Consider the following 21,773-nt stretch of genomic DNA (forward strand, 5'->3'; position numbering starts at 1 on the left):
ACCCCAGTCTACCTGGGGACGTCTTAATTCGGAGACACGAGCGCAAACCCCATGCACCATACGCGCTCGATTGTGAGACTATCCGTCTCCAAATCGAGAATAATCAAATGGAAACACTCAGTGACGCAGGAGACAACGTGCTGGGCAACTACGACTCCGTGGCGCGCCGCGCGATGGAATCGCTGTTCCGCACGTTCGAGAATTTCAGCGAGGGCACGATCGTCGTCGACGTCAACGGCCGCGTCGTGTGGATCAACAAGCGTTATGCGGCGCGCTTCGGCTTTGCCGATCCGCAGGAAGCGGTCGGCCTCGATTGCGAGCGGGTGATTCCCAACAGCCTGATGCGCGAGGTGGTGGACACCGGCAAGCCGATCCTGCTCGACATCATGGAGGCCGGGCGCGAGCCGATGATCGTGATGCGGCTGCCGATCAAGGACGACGACGGCAATACCGTGGGCGCAGTGGGCTTCGCGCTATTCGACGAACTCAAGGCGCTGACGCCACTGCTGTCGCACTACACGCGGGCCCGCGACGAACTGGCCGCCACGCGCCGCACGCTGGAGCAGACGCGCCGCGCCAAGTACACCTTCGCGAGCTTCGTCGGCAACTCGCCCGCGACGCTGGAGGTCAAGCGCCTGGCGCGCCGGGCCGCGCAGGTCGATGCACCGGTGCTGCTGCTCGGCGAGACTGGCACGGGCAAGGAACTGCTCGCGCATGCCATCCATGCCGGGTCATTGCGTGCCGACCGTCCGCTGGTCACCGTCAACGTCGCGGCAATTCCCGAAGCGCTGCTCGAAGTGGAGTTCTTCGGCGCCGCGCCGGGCGCCTACACCGGCGCGGAACGCAAGGGACGCGTCGGCAAGTTCGAGCTGGCCGATGGCGGCACGCTGTTTCTCGACGAGATCGGCGACATGCCGCTTGCGCTGCAGAGCAAACTGCTGCGCGCGTTGCAGGACAAGGAGATCGAGCCGATCGGCTCGAACCGCATCATCCGCTCGGATGTGCGCATCATTGCCGCGACCTCGGCCGACCTGCCTGCGCTGGTGGAAGCCGGCAAGTTCCGTGCGGACCTCTACTACCGGCTCAATGTCGTGCCGATCTGCCTGCCGCCGCTGCGCCAGCGCCAGGCGGACCTGCTGCCGCTCGCCTACGCGATCCTCGAAGAAATCTGCCGGCGCACGGAGCGCGACGCGCCCGTGCTGTCCGACTGTGCGCTGAGCCTCATGGGCGAACACGACTGGCCGGGCAATGTGCGCGAACTGCGCAACACGCTGGAGCGCCTGGTGATGCTGCACGATGGCGGCGCCGTCGATGCATCGATGCTGGCCCCGCTGCTCGGCCGGCGAGCCGTGACGGCGCCGGCTGCCGTGGCCGCTTCGGCGCCATCCCCCGACGCGATGACCGCTACAGAGCCGGTGCTGCCCGCGGATCCACCCGCCTACGCGGACGCCATGGCGCAATACGAGGCCGCCTACCTGTCACAAGCGCTGGCTGCAAGCGGAAGCAATGTGCCGCGTGCGGCCAGGGCCATCGGCATCAGCCGCGCCGCGTTCTACAAGAAGCTCGTGGCGCACCGCGCGGCCGGGCGCATCGCACCGGCCGGCACGGCGGAGTCCTGAGCGCGGTCAGTGGACGGGATGGCTTGTTGCGATGGTCTGGCCGATCATCGTCGCCGTCGCGGCCGACAGCGTCCAGCCCAGATGGCCGTGCCCTGTGTTGTAGAAGACCCTGGCAGCACGGCCACGCGCAACACGCGGCATCATGTCCGGCATCATCGGCCGCAGCCCTGCCCAGGGTACCGCGCGCGAGGTTTCGATATCGAAATTGCGCCGCACCCACGACACCAGCGGCGCGATGCGATCGGCGCGGATATCGCGATTGTGGCCGTTGAATTCCGCCGTGCCCGCCACGCGGAAGCGGTCGGCACCGAGCCGGCTGGTCACGATCTTGGCGCTTTCGTCGAGCAAACTCACGTACGGCGCATTGTTCACGCTGCGCACGTCATCGAGATGCACGGTGATCGAGTAGCCCTTGACCGGATACACGTTTAGCCGATCCCCCAGCATGGCAGCGATATGGCGACTGCCCACGCCAGCGCACACCACGACTGCCGTCCCCTTGATTTCGCGCTCGCCGCCATCCTGACCTGCGGCTACGGCGGCTTCCGACGCCGCCACGCGCATCACCACGCCATCGGAGCGCTGGTCCACGGCCTTCACATCGACGCCGTGCACGAACGTCACGCCGAGCCGCTCGCAAGCACGGGCCAGGCCGCGCGTGAACTTGTGGATATCACCGGTGGAATCGGACGGCGTGTAGTAGCCGCCGTAGTAGCTGCCCTGCAGCGTGGGCTCGATGGTGCGAATCTCTTCCGGCGTGACGGCGTAGCGTTCCAGCCCGCCCTCCATCAGCATCCGGTTGGTGCGGCCCGCGGCGTCGAAGCTCGGGCGGTCGTGATAGAAGTGCAGGATGCCGCGGCGCTCGAGATTGAAATCGATCTGCTCGCGCTCGGCCATTGCGAACAGGTGCTCGCGCGCGGCAATGGCCAGCCGCGTGGTTTCGATCGTGTTGGCGCGATAGCCGCGCAGGTGCCCGACGAATTCGCCGAGCCACGAATACTTGTGCCACGATGGACGCGGATTCAGCAGCAGCGGCGCATCGCGCTTCATCATCCATTTCAGGCCCTTGAGCAGCGTGCCGGCGTTGTTCCAGACCTCGGCATTGCAGGCGGAAAGCTGTCCGCCGTTGGCGAAAGACGTTTCCATCGCCGGATAGTCTTGGCGGTCCAGTACGGTGACGCGATAGCCGAGTTTCGCGAGGGTATAGGCGGTCGTGACGCCGGTAATGCCGGCGCCGATGACGAGCATGTGAGACATGACAGATTGTCCTGAAGCAAGGATAAATTTGACCGTTGCCGGTCCCCTGCCCCATCTGTCCGCGGTACCTGAGAGCTTGGACATGGCCAGGCCATGCCGTCCCCTTCGGTGGGCGCAAAGCGCCTCTCTCCAGATCTGTACTTGCGACGCCACAGTCCTGTGTGCCTGAGAGTTTCCGGGGCGGTTGCTCCGTCGGCGCCGGACGCGCCTGGCGGCGTTCCGGTCTCTCCTGCGAGGTCGCACGGTGCCGGAGGGTGTCCGATACCGCTATTTCTGGCAGGCCGTGAGCCCACCGAAAGGGGAATGATAGCCTGAAGGTTGGGGTGACGAGAGTCGGGTTATCCCCCACGCAAGGGGGATATTGCGGTCTAGACGACCTGGCGATCAACCCCGTGCGGGATGCGCCACGCTGCTGAGGACACGCTGGGCCTAAACCAGCCGGAAGACCTCCAGGGCTCCGGTCAGTTGCGTAGTCTGCGCCTGCTGGCGTTGAGCCGCGACGGCAGTTTCCGTGACGTGCGCGCTGTTTTCGGTCATGGCACGGTCAATGGCGTTAATGTCGACGCCAATGCGATCCGTATCGGCACGTTGATGTTCGGCCATACGGGCCAACTCCTCGACCAGTGCTGACAGTTTTGCAATACTGTCCACCACCTCGGTCATCGTACCGCCAGCGGTAGCAACCAGATCGGCGCCCTCATGTGCGTGATTCACTGACGCGGCGATCAGCGCGCGAATTTCCTTCGCTGCACCGGCACTGCGCTGGGCCAACGTACGGACTTCCCCCGCCACCACGGCAAAGCCGCGGCCGAGTTCCCCAGCTCGGGCTGCTTCCACCGATGCATTGAGTGCGAGCAAGTTGGTCTGGAAAGCAATGCCGTCGATCACGCCCACGATTTCAGCGATACGAGCGGACGAATCATTGATCTCCCCCATCGTGTAGATAACCGAGTCAATGACTGCGCCGCCACGCGTGGCGACATTGCTCGCAGCATTCGCCAGCGTGCGTGCCGCCGCGGCACTGTCGGCGGCGGCATGAGCGAGTCGCGTCAGGTCAGTTACCCCTTCGGCAATGCGTTCCACAGCCTGCTGCTGATCACGCGTACGCTGCGAGAGCGCCGTATTACCGTCCAGAATATGCGCGGCTGCGGCGTCCAGTTCGCGAGCGCTGTCGCGAACCTGGACCAGCGTGCCACGTACCGCATCCAGCGTGTCGCCAAACGTGCGGGCGATTTTGTTGCGAGCAGGTGCCTCCTGAGGAGACAGAGTCAGACACCCCGATTCGCTACTGATCGTCATGGCCAGGGACGCAAGCTCTTCCGCAGCCATGGCGTCGCGCCCCATGCGCCAGGCCAGACTCGCCAGCATGGCGGTCTGCGCCACGACGAAAGCGGCGTGCAACACGACCATGCCGAGTCCAGGTTCTGTAAAACAGACCGGCCCCCAACCCCACGCCTGCAGATAGTTGAATGACAGATGGTGCAAGGCGATTGTCACGGCGCCCACGAGAATGGGCCGGAAGTCGCGATATGCCAACAGTACGGAGAGCAGCACGAACACCGAGAAATGAAACTCCGTGCGGCCCATGGACTGGTGGATCTGCAATGCCGAAAACGCCATGAGCACCGCGCCCGCCATGAGACGCGTGGGCAGACGCCCTGGTGCGGCGAGAGCAGTCAGCGTGAATGCCACTGCCAGTGGCAAGCCCACCGTAAACGTTACACCCATGGTGCCGTAGTACCAGCCGATGGCGAGAGACACGGCCACCAGCCCCCAGATGATGGCCAACATCATGCGGTCGGCACGGCGATAGATGCGATCCAGCGGCTGCGCCTGCATCAGGCTCGTCCCTGGCGTATAGCGCGATTCGTGTTGCGAAAAGATGTTTGTGCTGCCCGCCATATCGTCTCCGCGACCGGGAATAACCCGGGGAATAATCGGCAATACGCAGCAACACCCCTTTCACTGTCTGCCTTTGTGCGCGGTCTGGATGCCGCTCGATTTCCCATCGACAATAACGGAAGTCTGACGGCGAAACTGTTACCCTGACGAGGGGTGTCGCGCAGACGCCATGGCATGACATCCGCCTCTACACCTTGGAGCTGCCTGCCTCTTGTCGCTCGGACAAGAAGCAGGTCGCGGGCTACACCGGCGAAACAGCGGTGTATGCCGGGCACGGCATCCCGGCAACACACTCCGCAGTCACAGCCGTCAAATCACCCCTTGCGCCAACATCGCATCCGCCACCTTCACAAAGCCAGCGATATTCGCCCCTTCGACATAGTTGACGTACCCGCCATCCTTCTGCCCATGGTGAATGCAGTTCTGGTGGATGTCCTTCATGATCGCGTGCAACTTCTCGTCGACCTCGGCATGGTGCCAGGACAGGCGCATGGCATTCTGCGACATTTCCAGACCTGAGGTCGCCACGCCACCGGCATTGCTGGCCTTGCCGGGTGCGTAGAGGATTTTCGCGTCGACGAAGCGGTCCACGGCTTCGAGCGTCGAGGGCATGTTCGCACCTTCGGCCACGCAGATCACGCCGTTGCCAAGCAGGGTCTCGGCGTCGTTGCCATCGAGTTCGTTCTGCGTTGCGCAAGGCAGCGCTACGTCGGCAGGCACATGCCACGGCGTGCGGCCGGCTTCGAACTTCATGCCATGGCGTGCGGCAAAGTCGGACAGTCGACCACGCTCTTCGTTCTTGAACGCCATCACTTCGGCCAGTTGCTCTGTGGTCATCCCCTCCGGGTAGTGCAGCACGCCACCGGAGTCGGTCAGCGTCAGCACCTTGGCACCCAGTTCGATGGCCTTCTCGGCTGCGTACTGCGCCACGTTGCCCGAGCCGGACAGCAGCACGCGCAGGCCGTCGAAGTCCATGCCACGGCGGTGGAGCATTTCCTGGGCGAAGTACACGGTGCCGTAGCCCGTGGCTTCGGGGCGCATCAGGCTGCCGCCGAACGCCAGGCCCTTGCCGGTGAACACGCAGGCCGACTGGTTCGACAGCTTCTTCATCATACCGGCCATGAAGCCGACCTCGCGCGCGCCCACGCCGATGTCGCCGGCGGGGATGTCGGTGTCCGGCCCCAGGTGGCGGTACAGCTCGGTGACCAGCGCCTGGCAGAAGCGCATCACTTCAGCGTCCGACTTGCCCTTCGGGTCGAAATCCGAACCGCCCTTGCCACCTCCCATCGGCAGCGTGGTCAGTGCGTTCTTGAAGGTCTGTTCGAAACCGAGGAACTTGAGCACCGACAGGTTCACCGTCGGGTGGAAACGCATGCCGCCCTTGTACGGGCCGATGGCCGAGCTGTGCTGCACGCGGAACGCGCGGTTGACCTGCACGCGGTTCTGGTCGTCGGTCCACGCCACGCGGAACTGGATCACACGCTCGGGCTCGACCAGGCGTTCGAGCAGGGCCTGATCGGCGTAGCGCGGGTGACGCTCGACAAACGGCCAGAGCGTCATCATGACTTCCTTCACGGCCTGCAGAAATTCAGGTTGGCCGGGGTCGCGCCGGGCGACGCCGGCAAGGAATGCGTCGAGGGAGGGAGAATTCACGGGATGTCTCTGCTGTGCTGGAAAAGGCGGCCGCGCCGGATACGTGCCGGGCTGCGTACCGTGAGAATGGCGGCGACCTGTGGAAAACCCTGGGCGGCGCCATTGTCAATACATTATGGTTGGGCATCGAATGTATCAACAAGGTGTCACTTTACCATTTCGTGACGATTTCCCGACAGTCAAAACTGCAATGACCGGGGTGAAGGCGCTGCAGGAATCACTTGAATGGAAGCAGCCATTTCAACGTTCGGCGATGTCGGCCGGGCCAGGGGTCGCCTAGAGTGGCGGGTTCTTTCGCGCACGCCTGCTCTGAAAAATCCCATGATCGACGCTTTGAAAAGCACAGCCCTGCTGACCCTGCTGCCTGCCAGTCTGCTTTGTTCCGGCCCAGCCCGGGCGGCCTGCACCTCAACACCCGGAATGCCTTACCTGCAGGCCATCGATACCATTGCCGCGGAATCGAACCTTGCGGTTGGCGCGACCATCCCCGGCACGGCAAGGCACTACACGCTGACCGGCAAGTGCGACTATGGTGAGCCGTACCAGGTGCCGGGAGCCGTGATCGTCGCGTGCTACTACGGTTCCGGCAAGGAAGTCATGCCCGGCGTGTATTCCACCGGCGTTTCCGGCCTGGGGATCCGACTGCGCAACGCCGCGGGCGAGCCCATGCTGAATGCGGCCGGACGCAGCTGCGATACCCGCGGCGCTTCGCTCGGGACGCTCAACGCGGACATGACCTATTCAGTCTCGGTCTCGACAGAATTCGTCAAGACCGGATCGATTGCCGCCGGGGCGCTGGACCCGTCCCAGACGCGCTTCGGCTTTGGCGTGTATCACGGAAACGGCCTCGGCGGCACATCTAACTACATCGGATTCAGCGGCATGCTGCAGGTCCGCCAGATCGCCTGCAATGCCACGTATCCTGCTGCCGTGCGGCTACCGAGGGTCAAGGCTTCGACGCTGGCATCGGCCGGTGCCACCGCAGGCGCAACGCCGTTCGCCATCGTGCTGAACTGCAATGGCACTGCGCGCGTTGGCGTGAGTTTCGATGCCGCCGGCGGCTCGACCGTCAAGTCGGCACAGGCCGGCGTGCTCGGCCCGGCCAACGAAGGCGCGCCCGGCGCCGCCGGCGGCGTCGGCGTGCAACTTACCGATGCGCGCACCAACCCCGTGCCGCTGCAGCAAAGCAATCCGGTCGGCACCATCGACGCCAATGCACCGGCCACCTACGCCTACGCGTTGAGATACTTCGCACTGGCCCCGCATGCGAAGCCTGGCGTGGTCAGTGGCGCAATGACATTCACGTTTGATTACCAGTAGCCCCGCGGGCTTGCCCGCGGGGGTCAGGCAATCAGCAGTTTCGGCCCCGCCTGCCGCAGCGCTTCGGCCAGCGGCGGCTCGGGTGCCATATCGGTGATCAGCCACGCGGCCTGATCGAAGTGCCGGATGTTCACGCCCGTGTTGCGGCCGAACTTCGTATAGTCGGCCAGCACGCAGGCGACATCGGCGGCCAGCAGCATGCGGCTGCGCAGTTCCGCCGCACCACGCGAAAAGTCGCAGATTTCGCCGCGCGGCGTTACGCCGCCGATGCCGACAAAAGCAAAGTCGGTGTGATAGCGAGAGACCTGCTCGATGGTGTCCCACCCGTGGGTCGCGTCCTCGTTGTCCTGCAGTTCCCCGCCGAGCACGATTACGCGGTTGCCGTTGCGCCGGCCGAGCAGCAGCGCGATCGACAGGTCGTTGGTATAGACCAGCAGGTTGTGATGGCCTTGCAGCGCCTGCGCCACGGCGTGGGTAGTGGTGCCGTAGTCGAGGATCAGCGACGCGCCGTCCGGCACCAGCTCCGCCGCACGCTGGCCGATGGCGCGCTTGCCTTCGGCGTTGATCGCGGCACGTGTCTGGGTGTCGGGCTCGGTTCGGTTCGGCGCCAGCGCGCCACCATGGGTCAGCACCAGCAGGCCGCGTTCGGCCAATGCGTTGAGGTCGCGCCGTATGGTCTCGCGCGAGACGCCGAGTTCCGTGACCAGCGCGCTGATAGCCAGCGCACCGGTCGCGGCAAGCTGATTTAGGATGTGTTTCTGCCGCTGTTCGGCCAGCACAGTGGACTCCGGAAGGGACGGACAAGTGCGCCGATTCTAGCCGAAGGCCGCCGGGGTCCGGCCTTGCAGCTGCCCGGCAACCGCCGCGCTCAGCCCCAGGGCAGCGTGACAGTCTTCAGGTTGGTGAAACTCTTGACCGCTTCCTGCACGCCTTCCTTGTAGCCAAGGCCCGAGTCCTTGATGCCGCCGAATGGCGTCAGCTCGATCCGGTAGCCCGGCACTTCCCACAGGTTGACGGTACCCACCTGCAGCGAATTGGCGATCTTGGTGAAATCGTCCATCCGGTTGGTGCAGACACCCGACGACAGCCCGAAGGCGGTGCCGTTGGAAATGCGGATGGCGTCATCCACGTCCCGGAACGTAATGATCGGGGACACCGGGCCGAAGGTTTCCTCGCGCACCACCGTCATCGAAGGATCAACACGGTCGAGCACGGTCGGCGAATAGCTCGCGCCGTTGCGTTTGTTGCCGATGAGCAGCCGCGCGCCCTGCGCCACGGCTTCGTTCACGCGGGCTTCGAACAGCTCCGCGGCCTGCGCATCGATCACGGTGCCCATGTCGACGCTGCGGTCCATCGGGTTGCCATAGCGCCACGCGCGCGTCTTCTCGACCACGAGTTCGGTGAAACGCGCGGCAACCGCCTCGTGCACAAGCATGCGCTTGACCGCCGTGCAGCGCTGGCCGGAGTTCTTGTAGGAGCCCTGCACGGCCAGGTCGGAGGCGCGGTCCAGGTCGGCGTCGTCGAGCACGATCAGCGGATCGTTGCCACCAAGTTCCAGGATCACGCGCTTGTAGCCAGCCTTGTTCGCAATGTACTTGCCTATGGCCACGCCGCCGGTGAACGTGATCAGGTCGACCAGCGGATGCGTAATGAGCTCGTCGGCGATCTCGCGCGGGTCGCCGGTGATCACCTGCAGCATCTGCGGCGGCAGGCCAGATTCATACAGCAGGTCAGCCAGGTAGTACGCCGACAGCGGCACCTTCTCCGACGGCTTGAGCACCATGCGGTTATTCGTCGCAATGGACGGCGCGACCTTGTGCGCGACTTGATTCATCGGGTGGTTGAACGGCGTGATGGCGCAGATCGCGCCCAGCAGCGGCTCGCGCTGCGTCATCACGCGGCGGCGCTTGCCGTGCGGCGTGAGGTCGCACGAGAACATCTGCCCGTCGTCGCGCAGCGTCTCGGTGGCGGCAAACCCGAGCACATCGGCCACGCGGCCGATTTCATAGATCGAGTCCTTCTTCGACAGGCCCGACTCCAGCGTGATCAGGTCCGAGGCTTCTTCCGTGCGCTCGCGCAGCAGCGCGGCGGCGCGGTTGAGGATCGCCGCGCGCTCGTAACGGGTCAGCGTCGAACGATAACCGTGCGCCACCTCATAGGCGCGCCGCACGTCTTCCACCGTGGCCTTGGGCACGGTGCCGACGAGTGTGCCGTCATACGGATTGCGCACTTCGATCACACGCTCGCGCACGACCTTCTGGCCATCGATGCGCAACGCTTCGGCGCGGAACTGGGGGCTGACAGCCTTGTCGGGAAACTGGGGGGCATTCATGGTCGGTCTCCGTATTGCGTTCACAGGATGGGCGGTTCAGTGCAGATGGTTCAGCGCCACATCGAAAATATCGAAATTGCGCAGCACGGCCTTGCCGGGAATGCCGGCCGTGGTGCGGTTGAACACCAGCGGTACCGTCTGCTCGGACACGCCGCCGTGCGAACGCAGCGGCGCATCGAGACCGGACAGGTCGTGCCGCGCGTGGCTCGTGCCGAGCACCACATGCTTCTCGCTGACCACGACGAGGTCGCCCACGCGGTCGGTCGGCAATTCGAAACGTGCGCACGCTTCGGCGTTGTCCATGACGTCTTCCACGCCGGGTAACCCGGCCAGTTGCGCGCGGATCGCCGCTGCGTCGACATCCTCGGGCAGGTAGATCGTCGCATAAGAACCCAGCGCGCCGTGGTGCACCACGTACGGATCGGTGATCGGCAGGATCACGCGGGCGCCGCCCGCTTCCACGCCGCGGCCGAGCCAGGCATCGAGCTGGTCCTGGAGGTAGATGACGTTGGGCGCCTTGGTCGCGTCGTCATGCTTGGCGTTCATGCCGTGGTCGGCCGTCAGCGCCACCACGCAGCCCAGCGCTTCGAGGTGCGCGAGGTACTTGTCCATCATCGCGTAGAACGCGTTGGCGCCGTCCGAGCCGGGCGCGAACTTGTGCTGGATGTAATCGGTCGTGGACAGGTACATCAGGTCCGGGCGGCGCGTTTCCATCAGGCGCACCCCGGCCGCAAAGACGAATTCCGATAGCTCCGCGCTGTAGACGTCCGGCACTGGCATGCCGACCAGTTCGAGCACGCCATCGATACCGTTCTCCTCGACCGTGGCCTGGTCCGCCTTCTCCGACGAAAAGCAGATACCGCGCATGCCGTGGCCCAGCAGGCGGCGCAGCTTGTCCTTGGCGGTGACCACGGCAACGCTGGCACCGGCATCGGCAAACGCGGCCAGGATGGTGCCGGCGCGCAGGTATTTCGGGTCGTTCATCATGACTTCCTCGCCCTTGCCGCCATTGGCCGTGCGGTCGAAGAAGTAGTTGCCGCAGATGCCATGCACGGCCGGCGGCGCGCCGCACACGATCGACAGGTTGTTCGGGTTGGTGAAGGTCGGCACCACGCACTTGCCTTGGAAGGCCGAGCCTTCAGCCAGCACGCGCTTCAGGTATGGCGCGCTGCCGCTGGCGGCCGCGGCTTGGAGATAGTCGTACTCGCAGCCGTCGACGCAGACCACGACGACGGGCTGCTGCATCCACTGGTAAGTGCGCTGGTTGACGGTGACGGTGCGGGGCAAGGCTTGGCTTTCAGGCATGACGACGATCAGTGCGGGACTTGGTTCGGTTTTCATGGCGCCGGGCAATGTACTGCCCCGGCGCGGCGTAATCAGGCGTTTGCCTGCGCGGGGGCCACGGCGGCATGCAGCCGGGCGCGGCCGCGCTCGACGTGCTCGCGCATGAGGCGTCCCGCCAGATCGGCATCGCGCGCGGCAATGGCGGAGACAATTTCACGGTGCTCGCGTGTCGAATCGGGCATGGCTGCGCTGTTGCCGGACAGTGCCTCGCGGCGGAACAACGCCAGTTCCTTGACGAGACGGCGGTAGGTATCGACGAGTTTGCCGTTGCCGGTCAGTTCGACCATGCGGTCATGGAAGCGCAGGTTCAGGCGCGTGTACGAATCCACGTCGCCGTCGGTACTGGCGCGGGCCAACCCTTCGATGAAGGCGCGCAATTCCCGCACGCCCTCGGCCGTAGCATGGGCCGCCAGCGCCCGGCCGACGTGCTCGTCCAGCACCGCGCGCAGTTCATAGATCTCGTCGGCTTCCTGCAGCGAGATGGCGCGTACGAACACGCCCCTGTTCTTCTCCATGCGCAGCAGGCCGGCCTGTTCCAGTGCCCGGAATGCCTCGCGCACCGGGCCGCGGGACACATTGAGCTGCCCCGCCACCTCGATCTCATTGAGCTTGGCCCCGGGGACAAGACCGCCGGACATGATCCGCGTCTCCAGTTCGCGCTGGACCAGCGTGGTCAGCGACTGGCTCTGCAGGATCGAGATTTCGCTCGCAAGCGGGGCTTGGATAGACATGAAGACTCCGGCTTCGGCGCTCGCGCCACGGCAGGTTTGCTGGCTGCGATTAAATCAAGCACCTTGTCTATTGTCAACAATCATCAGAAGGCGAAGAGGGAATCTGTCGCGGCGCTCGAATGTCGAAGCTCGGTTGTTTCACTTAAATTCAATAGGTTACGAAATAAATGTGCGTGAATATGTACTTTTTTATAACAACACAAATTCACCACATTGACACAAAATGCCAACTACAATGCCACAGAACCGACTGCCAAAGCTTCGTCACGGACGCCCTGGCGGCATCGTCGGTCAGACACTGATCCGACAACCCTCTCTCCCTCCCAACACCAGGAGCCCGACATGATCCGCGGCAACGATCCGATCCTTCTCACCCCCGGCCCTCTCACCACATCGCTGGCCACCAAGCAGGCGATGCTGCGCGACTGGGGATCGTGGGACGCCGCCTTCAACGCCATCACAGGAAGCCTGTGCGAGGACCTGGTGCGCATCGTCCATGGCGAAGGCACGCACGTCTGCGTGCCGATGCAGGGCAGCGGCACCTTCTCCGTCGAAGCAGCCATTGCGAACGTGGTGCCGCGCGACGGCAAGATGCTGGTGCCGCAGAACGGCGCCTACTGCCAGCGCATTCTGAAGATCTGCAAGGTGCTGGGCCGCGCCCACGTGGAACTGCCGATTCCCGAGGACCGGCCCGCCACGGCGGCCGCGATCGAAGCGGCGCTCAAGAAGGACCCGTCGATCACGCACGTGGCGCAAGTCCACTGCGAGACCGGCGCGGGCGTGCTCAATCCGCTGCCCGAAATTGCGGCCGTGTGTGCGCGCCTGGGCAAGGGACTGATCGTCGATGCCATGAGTTCGTTCGGCGCGATCGAGATCGATGCGCGCACGATGCCATTCGACGCGCTGGTCGCGGCGACCGGCAAGTGCATCGAGGGCGTGCCGGGCATGGGTTTCGTGCTGGTGAAGAAGACCGTGCTGGAAGGCAGCCAGGGCAACAGCCATTCGCTGGCGCTGGACCTGTACGACCAGTACACCTACATGCAGAAGACCACCCAGTGGCGTTTCACGCCGCCCACGCACGTGGTCGCGGCCTTCCGCACGGCGCTGGACCAGTTCCTCGAGGAAGGCGGCCAGCCGGTGCGCGGCGAGCGCTACCGCCGCAACTATGAAACGCTGGTGCAAGGCATGGCGGTGCTGGGCTTCCGTCCGTTTCTGTCGCCCGATGTGCAGGCGCCGATCATCGTGACGTTTCACGCGCCCGCCGACGCCCGCTATGACTTCAGGACGTTCTATGAAAAAGTGCGCTCCCGCGGCTACATCCTGTACCCGGGCAAGCTGACGCAGGTGGAGACGTTCCGCGTCGGTTGCATCGGCGCGATCGACGACAACGAGATGCGCAATGTCGTCTCGGCGATCGGCGAGACGTTGCGCGAGATGGGCATCAGCATGCAGCCCGAAGGGCGGGTGCGGGCCGCCTGACCCCGTCTGTTTCCAGCCCACGCCCTTTCCCGCCAGCGGTGGAAGGGCTCACCCTGCCAGCGCCACCAAGACCATATTGATGCCCCTTCCCGCCGACTTCCACGGCATGGCGTTCGCAGCCGTCATGCTGTCCGCGCTGATGCATGCTTCCTGGAATGCCATCATCAAGGTCGGTGGCGACCGGCTTTCGTCGATGGCGCTGATCGACACGTTCTGCCTGCTCGCGGCGGCGCCGTTGCTGTTTTTCGTGCCGTTGCCGGCGCCGCAGGTATGGCCGTTCCTGATGGCCACAGTGGCACTGGAGGTGGGATACAAGCTCTCGCTGGTGGCCGCCTACAACCGCGGCGATTTCAGCCAGGCCTATCCGCTGATGCGCGGTTCGGCACCGATGATGGTGGCAATCATCCTGCTGCTGACCGGCAGCGAACGCCTGGGGCCCGGCGGCTATGCCGGCATCGCGCTGATCTGCTGCGGGTTGGTCAGCCTGGTGCGCTGGCGCCAGCAGGCGCCTGACCTGCTTGGCTTTGCGTTGCTGGCGGGCGCGTGCCTGGCCGGCGGCACAGTCATCGACGGCACTGCCGTCAAGCGCTACGGCGAGGTCTTCACCTACATCGTCTGGCTGCAGGCGCTGTCGCACATTTTCATGCCGTCCTACGCCTTTGCCCGGCGCGGACAGGCGCTGGTGACGCTGCTGCGCAGCGAATGGAAGCGCGCGTGGATCGGGGGCATCAACCGCGTGGGCTCGTACGCGCTGATGCTTTGGGCGATGACGCTGGCGCCGGTGGCCAAGCTCGCCGCGCTGCGCGAATCGAGCGTCATCTTCGCCGCGCTGCTTGGCCACTTCCTGCTGCGCGAGCCATTCGACCGACGCCGGCTTGCCGCCACGGCGCTGGTCCTGGCAGGGATCATCACGCTACAGCTCGCGCGCTAGCGCCTCAGCCGCGCCTTATTCGATGGTGATCTTGCCCTGCTCGATCACCGTCTTCCAGCGCTTGAGTTCCTGGTTCTCGAACTGTGCGAACTGCTCCGGCGTATTGCCCACGACCTCGAAGCCGTTCTCGGCCAGCTTGTCACGCATCTTCGGCTCGTTAAGTGCACCGACCAGTGCGCCGTGAAGTCGGCTCTTCACGTCAGCCGGCAGGCCGCGCGGGGCCGCCACGCCTTGCCAGGAATAGACCTCCACATCCTTCACGCCACCTTCGGCCATGGTCGGCACGTTCGGCAGCACCGCGGCGCGCTTGTCTGAAGTCACCGCGAGCGCGCGCAACTTGCCGCTGCGGATGTGCTGCAGCACCGCGTTGATGTTCTGGAACGACACGTCGACCTGCCCGGCCAGGAGGTCGGAGATGGCCGGCGCACCGCCCTTGTAGGGCACGTGCAGACCTTCGGTGGCACTCTTCTGCCAGAACAGCGCGGCAGTCAGATGATCCGACGAACCGGCACCCGAGGTCGCGAAACTGACCTTGCCGGGGTTCTTCTTCATGTAGCTGACCAGCTCCTGCAGCGTCTTGGCCGGGAAGTTAGGGTTGGCGACCAGCACATTGGGCGCACGCACGGCCACGGTGAGCAGGTCGAAGTCCTTGGCCGGGTCATAGCCGAGGTTCTTCTGCAGGAACGGATTGACGGCATAGACGCCGATCGAGGCGACCATCATCGTGTAGCCGTCCGCCGGCGCGCGCTTGACGAAGGTCGCGCCGATCGCACCCGTGGCGCCGGGGCGGTTGTCGATGACGAAGGGCTGGCCGAGCTTTTCGTTGAGCGGCACGGCGAGCATGCGCGCGATCGTGTCGGTGGAGCCGCCGGCCGGGAACGGCACGACTACCGATACGGGCTTCTGTGGCCAGGCCGGGCTGGCGGCCGTTGCGGTGCCGCCAGCGACGGCCATGGCTACCGCAGCCAGGGCAATGCCCGCGCCCGCACAGCGGCGCAGCAGCGTGGAAAGTTTGATCATGGTTGTCTCCTGTTGTTTTATGTCGCTGTGTGTTGTGTGGTGGCTGTGCAGCAGCCCTAGCGGACCATGCAGGGTGCCTTGTTGTTGAATTTCCAGCCCGGAATCAGGAACTGCATGGCGATCGCATCATCGCGGGCGCCGAGGCCCTTCTCCTGGTAGAGCGCGTTGGCGCGCGCGAGCGCGTCCATGTCCAGCTCCACGCCAAGGCCCGGCGTCTTGGGCACCTGCACCATGCCGCCTTCGATCTTCAGCGGGTCGCGCGTCAGGTGTTCGCCGTCCTGCCAGATCCAGTGCGTGTCGATCGCGGTAATACGGCCCGGCGCGGCGGCGGCCACGTGAGTGAACATCGCCAGCGAGATATCGAAGTGGTTGTTGGAATGCGAGCCCCATGTCAGGCCCCACTCGGCGCACATCTGCGCAACGCGCACCGAGCCCTGCATGGTCCAGAAATGCGGATCGGCCAGCGGGATATCGACCGATTGCAGCCGCACCGCATGGCCCATCTGGCGCCAGTCGGTGGCGATCATGTTGGTGGCGGTCGGCAAGCCCGTCGCCGCGCGGAACTCGGCCATGATCTCGCGGCCAGAGTAGCCGTCTTCGGCGCCGCACGGATCTTCCGCGTAGGCCAGCACGCCGTGCTTGTCGCGGCACAGGCGGATCGCGTCGGCCAGCAGCCAGCCGCCGTTCGGATCGAGCGTGACGCGCGCTTTCGGGAAGCGCTCGTGCAGCGCGATGATCGCTTCCATCTCCTCGTCGCCGCGCAGCACGCCGCCCTTGAGCTTGAAGTCATTGAAGCCATAGCGCTCGTAAGCGGCCTCGGCCAGGCGCACGACGGCCTCGGGCGTCATGGCTTCTTCATTGCGCAGGCGGAACCAGTCGTTGCCGGCATCCGGCTCGGTACGGTAGTCGAGCGTGGTGCGGCGGCGGTCGCCGATATAGAACAGGTAGCCGAGCATCTCGACCGCATCACGCTGCTGGCCTTCGCCAAGCAGCGCCGCCACGGGAACCTGCAAATGCTTGCCAAGCAGATCGAGCAGCGCCGCTTCCAGCGCCGTCACGGCGTGGATGGCAATGCGCAGATCGAACGTCTGCAGGCCGCGGCCGCCCGCGTCGCGCCCGGCAAACGCGGCACGCGCGCGGTTGAGCACGGCCTGGTACTGGCCGATGGGTTGCCCCACCACCAGCGTCCGCGCGTCTTCGAGCGTCTGTCGGATACCCTCCCCGCCCGGCACTTCGCCCACGCCGGTATGGCCCGCGCTGTCGCGCAGGATCACGATATTGCGCGTGAAGTACGGGCCATGCGCGCCCGACAGGTTCATCAGCATGCTGTCGTGGCCGGCGACCGGCACCACGGTCAGTTCGGTCACGACCGGCGTGGCGGCGCTGTTGCCGGGAATGCCAGGGATGGCGGCTTGCGTGGCGTTCATGCGGGCTGCTCCAGGGTCTGATTGGCATGCGCTGTTGGCGGCGCATGCTTGAATGCTTTAGCATACGTTATCAGTCGTCGTATGACTTACAACCGAGTATAATGACGGCATCCCGGCCAGGTCAAGGCCGCAATTTCCCTACGCCATTCCCATGACCATGCCCGACGCCCAGATGACTTCGCCCGCACCGCTGCGCCGCCGCGGCCGTACGCTTGCCGAAGAAGTGGTCAGCGGCCTGACCGAGCGCATTCGCCAGGGACAGCTGAAGCCGGGCGACAAGCTGCCCACCGAATCCGAGGTCATGGCCACGTTTGGCGTGAGCCGCACCGTCGTGCGCGAGGCGCTGTCGCGCCTGCAGGCCAGCGGCCTGGTGGAAACGCGTCACGGGATTGGCACGTTCGTGCTCGCGCGCCCTGCCGAAACGCCGTCACCATTCCGCATCGACACCGCCGCCATGGGCACCGCCATGGATGTGCTGGCCATGCTGGAGTTTCGCGTGAGCCTGGAAGCGGAAGCCGCCGGCCTGGCGGCGACGCGCCGCGGCGACGAACATCTGGCCGCCATGCGCCGTGCGCTCGACGCCATGAAGCGCAATACGACCGAAGGCAGCGACGCCGTCGGCGCCGATTTCGAGTTCCACCTGTCCATCGCGCGCGCCACTGGCAACCGCTACTTCACCGACATCATGGGCCACCTGGGCACCATGCTGATCCCGCGCAGCCGCCTGCAGGTCAATACGCAGGAGCGCGCCCAGTATCTGGAACGCGTGCATGTCGAGCACGAGAACATCTACGACGCCATCGAGCGCCGCGACCCGGAGGCCGCCAAGGCCGCCATGCGCATGCACCTGACCAACAGCCGCGAGCGCCTGCGCAAGGCGTCCGCGGCAGCCTGAGCCTGCGTCGTCCCTACTGTTGCGGACGACCGTCGCATGTCATATGATGTCCTATGAGATTCGGCAGCATGCTCAGGCCGATCATTCCGTTTGATGGTGCCCCCGCACCCTTCTTCTGCAGGAAACCCCAGCCATGACGATAACCGGCGAAATGCTGATCGGCGCGAGCGCCGTGCGCGGCAGCAGCGAACCCTTCCACGCGATCAACCCGGCCACGGGGGAGACGCTCGAGCCCGAATTCCACGCCTCCGGCACCGATGATGTGGCACGCGCTTGCGAACTGGCCGAAGGGGCGTTCGACACCTTCCGCGCGACGTCGCCTGACCAGCGCGCACGTTTCCTCGAAGCAATCGCCGACCAGATCGAAGCGCTGGGCGATGCATTGATCGAACGCGCCCACGCCGAAAGTGCGCTGCCCATCGCCCGCCTGCAAGGCGAGCGCGGCCGCACCACCGGTCAGTTGCGCCTGTTCGCCAGCGTGCTGCGCGCCGGTCGCTGGCAGTCGGCCACGCTCGACAGGGCCCTGCCCGAACGCACGCCGCCGCGCCCGGACCTGCGCATGCAGAAGATCGCAATCGGCCCGGTGGCCGTATTCGGCGCCAGCAACTTCCCGCTGGCGTTCTCCGTGGCTGGCGGCGACACCGCTTCGGCGCTGGCCGCCGGCTGCCCCGTGGTGGCCAAGGCGCATCCCGCGCATCCAGGCACGTCGGAACTGGTCGGCCGCGCGATCCGCAAGGCCGTTGCCGATGCCGGCCTGCCAGAGGGCGTGTTCTCGCTGCTGACCGGCGCAGGTCACACCGTCGGTACGGAACTGGTCGCGCACCCAGCCATCCAGGCCGTGGGCTTCACCGGCTCGCGCAGCGGCGGCCTGGCGCTGATGCAGGTCGCGAGCAACCGCGCGCAGCCGATTCCCGTCTATGCGGAGATGAGCAGCATCAACCCGGTCTTTCTGCTGCCCGAGGCGCTGTCGGCGCGCGGCGAAGCCATTGCCCGCGAACTGGCCGATTCGCTGGTGCTCGGCGTGGGACAGTTCTGCACCAACCCCGGCCTGCTGCTCGCGCTCGAAGGCCCGGCGCTCGACACGTTCCGCGCGGCGGCCGGCGCCGCAGTGACCGCGAAGCCGGCCGGGACGATGCTGACGCCGGGTATTCAGCGCGCGTTCGAACATGGCATCACCAGTCTGTCGGACATCCCCGGTCTCGCCCGCACCGCGACCGGCCAGGCGAGCACCGGCCCGAACCAGGCCTGCGCCGCAGTATTCGAAACCACGGCGCAGCGCTTTATCGCCGATCCGCGCATGCATGCCGAAGTGTTCGGCCCTTCCACAGTCCTGGTGGTCTGCCGCGATGGGGAAGACCTGCTCGCCGTCGCGCAGCAATTGGAAGGCCAACTGACCGCCACCGTGCAAGCAGACCGTGGCGACTACGCGCTGGCCGCGCAACTGCTGCCGCTGCTGGAGCGCAAGGTGGGCCGCATCCTGTTCAATGGCTACCCGACCGGCGTTGAAGTGTCCTACGCCATGGTTCACGGCGGCCCCTTCCCCGCCACGTCCGATACGCGCACGACCTCGGTCGGCACCACGGCGATGGACCGCTTCCTGCGGCCGGTGTGCTACCAGAACGTGCCCGCGGAACTGCTGCCGCCTGCGTTGCAGGACGGCAATCCGCTGGACCTGTGGCGCCTGAAGGACGGCCAACCCGCGAAGGGCTGAGGGTCTTCAGAACCGGTGGCGCAAACCGACGCTGACGGACCTGGCATCGTCCCCGCTGCCCGGATCGATCGCAATGCTGTTGTTGGTGACGCTGCCACCGGGGCTGTTGTGCACGAGCACCGCGCGCAGATAGGCCGTGGTGCGCTTGCTCAGGTCATGGTCCCAGCCGAGCGTCACCGCGAGCGGGCGCTCGCCACCGCCCAGGATCTGCCGCTTGACCGCGGCGGCCTTGAACGTGTCGCGCGGCGTCACCGTCCAGCTGAACGTCACGCCATAGTGGCGCGCCGAGCGCGTATCAGGCCGGTTGCTGCTGGCCGTGCTGAACAGCAAGCCGACTTCGATCGGCTGGAACCGGTAAGAGCCACCGATGAAATGGTTCGATGTCAGCGTGGTATCGACGGGCACGTTGGCGCCCGTGTACATGCCCTGGTAGCTGTAGAACGCATACGCGTTGCCCGCCTCGTACGTCGCGTTCATGCCGAAGTTCAGGCCTGAGCGCGGCGTCCCGGGGACTTCCCCCGGCGCCACCGCGGCCGTGAAGGAAAAGCCGCCCCAGTTCGGTGAGAAGTACTGCACGGCATTGTCGAAGCGCGCGCCATAGGCCACATGCCCGGTGCCCTGCGATGCCGTGGCACTGAGCAGGTTGAACGGCGACACCGCGCCGTTGAGCAGGAACGGATCGAGCCGCAGCAACGCATAGAACGACGGCGTGTACTGGCGGCCGAGCCGGAATTCGCCCCAGCCATCCGACAGGCCCATGTAGGCCTGCCGCCCGAACAGCCGGTTGTTGCCGAAGAACTCCGTGCCGGTGTCGATGTTGAAGCCCGACTCGACCAGGAAGTTAGCCTTCAATCCGCCGCCAAGGTCCTCGATGCCGCGAATCCCCCAGCGCGAGGCCGCCTGCTGGCCTTCGCGCATCCGCACCACGCTGTCCGATCCCTTCGCATATTCGAGTGAGGCATCCACCACGCCGAACAGCTGCATCGTTCCCGCTGCCGCATTGCCGGCGGCCAGCGCCGCCCCAGTCGCCCCCATTGCCATCCACTGTCTTGCCTTCACGCTTGCACTCTCCCGTTCACTGACTGTTGTGTTGTGCCCTACTGCGCCTTGAGTCCTGCGATCTTCACTACCTCGCCCCAGGCGGCCAGGTCGGAACTGACCAGCTTGCCCAGCTCCGCCGCGCTCGTCGGCGCCGCCGGCTTCAGGTTCATGGAGGTGAAGCGTTCGCGGTCCTCCGGCGACTGCAGGACGCGGTTCACCTCGGCGTTGAGCCGCGCGACGATGGGCGCCGGCAGGCCCTTCGGTCCGAACAGCGCGACCCAGCTCGCCTGCTGGAACGGCACGCCCTGCTCCGTCATGGTCGGCACGTCAGGCGTGGGCAGCAGCCGCTCGGGCCCCGAGACCGCAATGCCGCGAATGCGGCCCGACTTCAGGTGCGGAATCGACGAGACCGAATCGGTGATGCCGATGGTCACGTGGCCGGCTGCCAGGTCATTGCTGCACTGGGTCGCGGTCTTGTAGGGGATATGGCGCAGGCGGATGCCGGTTTTGGCCTTCAGGTACTCCATCGCCAGATGGCCGCCCGAACCCACGCCCCATGAGCAATATGCGAGTTCCGACTTGCTGGCTTTCACATAGGCCAGGAACTCCCGCAGGTTGTGCACCGGCACGCTCGCGCTGACCGCGAGCAGGTTGCCGCCGGGCGCACTGGGGCGCGCGATCGGCGTGAAGTCTTTGAGCGGGTCGTACGGCAGCGACGGCGTGGTCCACGGGTTCACCGTCAGCGTGGCCGAATAGGTGAACAGCAGCGTGTAGCCGTCCGGCGCGGCGCGCGCCACGGTTTCGCTGGCGATGATGCCGTTGGCACCGGGGCGGTTGTCGATGACCACCGGCTGCTTGAGCGACGTGCTTAGCCGCTCGGCAATCAGCCGGGCAGTCTGGTCCGTCACGGTACCGGCGCCGGAGGGCAGCACCACGCGGATCGGGCGGTTCGGGTATGGGGCTTCGGCGTGCGCGGCGGCGGCGCTGGCCAAGGCCAGTGGTACGGCGAGTGCCGCGCCGGCCCTGCGGATGCCGGTGTGCTGGCTGAACATGATGTGGTCTCCATTGCGGCGCATTGGCCGCCCATGCCGGTGCGTTGCCGGCGTGTTGT

Annotated in this window: 17 protein-coding genes and 1 riboswitch; of the genes, 6 read left to right on the forward strand and 11 right to left on the reverse strand. The window is 65.6% G+C overall.

The genetic code is table 11. The features are described from left to right. The first annotated feature begins 107 nt into the window (after positions 1-107). Positions 108-1,619, forward strand: coding sequence for a sigma-54 interaction domain-containing protein (locus K2O51_RS02730; RefSeq protein ID WP_011299852.1), 1,512 nt, complete (start codon positions 108-110; stop codon positions 1,617-1,619). A 6-nt stretch (positions 1,620-1,625) separates the two neighbouring features. On the opposite strand, the gene K2O51_RS02735 is transcribed toward K2O51_RS02730, so the two are convergent. The 3 genes from K2O51_RS02735 to gdhA all read right to left on the reverse strand — a co-directional run bounded on the left by K2O51_RS02735 (position 1,626) and on the right by gdhA (position 6,431). Further along, positions 1,626-2,876: a D-amino acid dehydrogenase gene (locus tag K2O51_RS02735; RefSeq protein ID WP_011299851.1), complete on the reverse strand. Its 1,251-nt coding sequence runs from the start codon at positions 2,874-2,876 to the stop codon at positions 1,626-1,628. Between the two features lie 142 nt (positions 2,877-3,018). Continuing rightward, positions 3,019-3,118: riboswitch (glycine riboswitch) on the reverse strand. Positions 3,119-3,305: 187 nt separating this feature from the next. Beyond that, entirely contained in the window at positions 3,306-4,778 is a 1,473-nt protein-coding gene (locus K2O51_RS35515; RefSeq protein ID WP_011299850.1) for a methyl-accepting chemotaxis protein, read from the reverse strand. Positions 4,779-5,087: 309 nt separating this feature from the next. Then, positions 5,088-6,431, reverse strand: a complete 1,344-nt coding sequence (gene gdhA, locus K2O51_RS02745; RefSeq protein ID WP_011299849.1) for an NADP-specific glutamate dehydrogenase — start codon at positions 6,429-6,431, stop codon at positions 5,088-5,090. Between the two features lie 420 nt (positions 6,432-6,851). On the opposite strand from gdhA, the gene K2O51_RS02750 reads away from it, so the two are divergent. Then, complete coding sequence (locus K2O51_RS02750; protein ID WP_224002474.1) at positions 6,852-7,751, forward strand: fimbrial protein; 900 nt, start codon at positions 6,852-6,854, stop codon at positions 7,749-7,751. A gap of 23 nt (positions 7,752-7,774) precedes the next feature. Here K2O51_RS02750 and K2O51_RS02755 read toward each other — a convergent pair whose 3' ends face one another. The 4 genes from K2O51_RS02755 to K2O51_RS02770 form a co-directional block, all read right to left on the reverse strand. Beyond that, the gene (locus K2O51_RS02755; protein WP_011299847.1) at positions 7,775-8,530 is read right to left on the reverse strand and encodes a DeoR/GlpR family DNA-binding transcription regulator; all 756 of its coding nucleotides are present in this window, start codon (positions 8,528-8,530) and stop codon (positions 7,775-7,777) included. An 89-nt stretch (positions 8,531-8,619) separates the two neighbouring features. Further along, positions 8,620-10,083, reverse strand: a complete 1,464-nt coding sequence (gene phnY / locus K2O51_RS02760) for a phosphonoacetaldehyde dehydrogenase (protein ID WP_220630460.1) — start codon at positions 10,081-10,083, stop codon at positions 8,620-8,622. 36 nt (positions 10,084-10,119) lie between these two features. Further along, a complete protein-coding gene (gene phnA, locus K2O51_RS02765) occupies positions 10,120-11,424 on the reverse strand; it encodes a phosphonoacetate hydrolase (RefSeq protein WP_425332976.1) in 1,305 nt (434 codons plus the stop codon). A 35-nt stretch (positions 11,425-11,459) separates the two neighbouring features. Beyond that, positions 11,460-12,158: a phosphonate utilization associated transcriptional regulator gene (locus K2O51_RS02770; RefSeq protein ID WP_220630461.1), complete on the reverse strand. Its 699-nt coding sequence runs from the start codon at positions 12,156-12,158 to the stop codon at positions 11,460-11,462. Between the two features lie 342 nt (positions 12,159-12,500). Here K2O51_RS02770 and K2O51_RS02775 point away from each other — a divergent pair, with 342 nt between their 5' ends. Together K2O51_RS02775 and K2O51_RS02780 are read left to right on the forward strand one after the other, a co-directional pair. After that, positions 12,501-13,637 carry a 2-aminoethylphosphonate--pyruvate transaminase gene (locus K2O51_RS02775; protein ID WP_220630462.1) on the forward strand — a complete coding sequence of 379 codons (1,137 nt, stop codon included), beginning with the start codon at positions 12,501-12,503 and terminating at the stop codon, positions 13,635-13,637. A gap of 79 nt (positions 13,638-13,716) precedes the next feature. Further along, positions 13,717-14,568, forward strand: a complete 852-nt coding sequence (locus tag K2O51_RS02780; RefSeq protein ID WP_220630463.1) for an EamA family transporter — start codon at positions 13,717-13,719, stop codon at positions 14,566-14,568. A 15-nt stretch (positions 14,569-14,583) separates the two neighbouring features. Here K2O51_RS02780 and K2O51_RS02785 read toward each other — a convergent pair whose 3' ends face one another. Both K2O51_RS02785 and gudD read right to left on the reverse strand, forming a co-directional pair. Continuing rightward, the gene (locus K2O51_RS02785; RefSeq protein ID WP_220630464.1) at positions 14,584-15,588 is read right to left on the reverse strand and encodes a Bug family tripartite tricarboxylate transporter substrate binding protein; all 1,005 of its coding nucleotides are present in this window, start codon (positions 15,586-15,588) and stop codon (positions 14,584-14,586) included. A 56-nt stretch (positions 15,589-15,644) separates the two neighbouring features. After that, positions 15,645-17,015 carry a glucarate dehydratase gene (gene gudD / locus K2O51_RS02790; protein ID WP_220630465.1) on the reverse strand — a complete coding sequence of 457 codons (1,371 nt, stop codon included), beginning with the start codon at positions 17,013-17,015 and terminating at the stop codon, positions 15,645-15,647. A gap of 157 nt (positions 17,016-17,172) precedes the next feature. On the opposite strand from gudD, the gene K2O51_RS02795 reads away from it, so the two are divergent. Both K2O51_RS02795 and K2O51_RS02800 read left to right on the forward strand, forming a co-directional pair. Then, complete coding sequence (locus K2O51_RS02795) at positions 17,173-17,910, forward strand: FadR/GntR family transcriptional regulator (RefSeq protein WP_220630652.1); 738 nt, start codon at positions 17,173-17,175, stop codon at positions 17,908-17,910. A 133-nt stretch (positions 17,911-18,043) separates the two neighbouring features. Further along, positions 18,044-19,621: an aldehyde dehydrogenase (NADP(+)) gene (locus tag K2O51_RS02800; RefSeq protein ID WP_220630466.1), complete on the forward strand. Its 1,578-nt coding sequence runs from the start codon at positions 18,044-18,046 to the stop codon at positions 19,619-19,621. Between the two features lie 6 nt (positions 19,622-19,627). Here K2O51_RS02800 and K2O51_RS02805 read toward each other — a convergent pair whose 3' ends face one another. Then, positions 19,628-20,656, reverse strand: coding sequence for a porin (locus K2O51_RS02805; RefSeq protein ID WP_425332981.1), 1,029 nt, complete (start codon positions 20,654-20,656; stop codon positions 19,628-19,630). 62 nt (positions 20,657-20,718) lie between these two features. Then, positions 20,719-21,714, reverse strand: a complete 996-nt coding sequence (locus K2O51_RS02810) for a Bug family tripartite tricarboxylate transporter substrate binding protein (protein ID WP_220630467.1) — start codon at positions 21,712-21,714, stop codon at positions 20,719-20,721. Positions 21,715-21,773: the final 59 nt, after the last annotated feature.

This window comes from Cupriavidus pinatubonensis (genome assembly GCF_019602855.1).
Taxonomy (GTDB): domain Bacteria; phylum Pseudomonadota; class Gammaproteobacteria; order Burkholderiales; family Burkholderiaceae; genus Cupriavidus; species Cupriavidus pinatubonensis.

What these genes read in the sequence shown, in the direction of transcription:
- K2O51_RS02730 (WP_011299852.1), top strand. Translation starts at nt 108, where the DNA reads ATGGAAACACTCAGTGACGCAGGAGACAACGTGCTGGGCAACTACGAC.
- K2O51_RS02735 (WP_011299851.1), bottom strand. Translation starts at nt 2,876, where the DNA reads ATGTCTCACATGCTCGTCATCGGCGCCGGCATTACCGGCGTCACGACC.
- K2O51_RS35515 (WP_011299850.1), bottom strand. Translation starts at nt 4,778, where the DNA reads ATGGCGGGCAGCACAAACATCTTTTCGCAACACGAATCGCGCTATACG.
- K2O51_RS02750 (WP_224002474.1), top strand. Translation starts at nt 6,852, where the DNA reads ATGCCTTACCTGCAGGCCATCGATACCATTGCCGCGGAATCGAACCTT.
- phnY (WP_220630460.1), bottom strand. Translation starts at nt 10,083, where the DNA reads ATGAATGCCCCCCAGTTTCCCGACAAGGCTGTCAGCCCCCAGTTCCGC.
- phnA (WP_425332976.1), bottom strand. Translation starts at nt 11,424, where the DNA reads ATGAAAACCGAACCAAGTCCCGCACTGATCGTCGTCATGCCTGAAAGC.
- K2O51_RS02770 (WP_220630461.1), bottom strand. Translation starts at nt 12,158, where the DNA reads ATGTCTATCCAAGCCCCGCTTGCGAGCGAAATCTCGATCCTGCAGAGC.
- K2O51_RS02775 (WP_220630462.1), top strand. Translation starts at nt 12,501, where the DNA reads ATGATCCGCGGCAACGATCCGATCCTTCTCACCCCCGGCCCTCTCACC.
- K2O51_RS02780 (WP_220630463.1), top strand. Translation starts at nt 13,717, where the DNA reads ATGCCCCTTCCCGCCGACTTCCACGGCATGGCGTTCGCAGCCGTCATG.
- K2O51_RS02785 (WP_220630464.1), bottom strand. Translation starts at nt 15,588, where the DNA reads ATGATCAAACTTTCCACGCTGCTGCGCCGCTGTGCGGGCGCGGGCATT.
- gudD (WP_220630465.1), bottom strand. Translation starts at nt 17,015, where the DNA reads ATGAACGCCACGCAAGCCGCCATCCCTGGCATTCCCGGCAACAGCGCC.
- K2O51_RS02795 (WP_220630652.1), top strand. Translation starts at nt 17,173, where the DNA reads ATGCCCGACGCCCAGATGACTTCGCCCGCACCGCTGCGCCGCCGCGGC.
- K2O51_RS02800 (WP_220630466.1), top strand. Translation starts at nt 18,044, where the DNA reads ATGACGATAACCGGCGAAATGCTGATCGGCGCGAGCGCCGTGCGCGGC.
- K2O51_RS02805 (WP_425332981.1), bottom strand. Translation starts at nt 20,656, where the DNA reads ATGGGGGCGACTGGGGCGGCGCTGGCCGCCGGCAATGCGGCAGCGGGA.
- K2O51_RS02810 (WP_220630467.1), bottom strand. Translation starts at nt 21,714, where the DNA reads ATGTTCAGCCAGCACACCGGCATCCGCAGGGCCGGCGCGGCACTCGCC.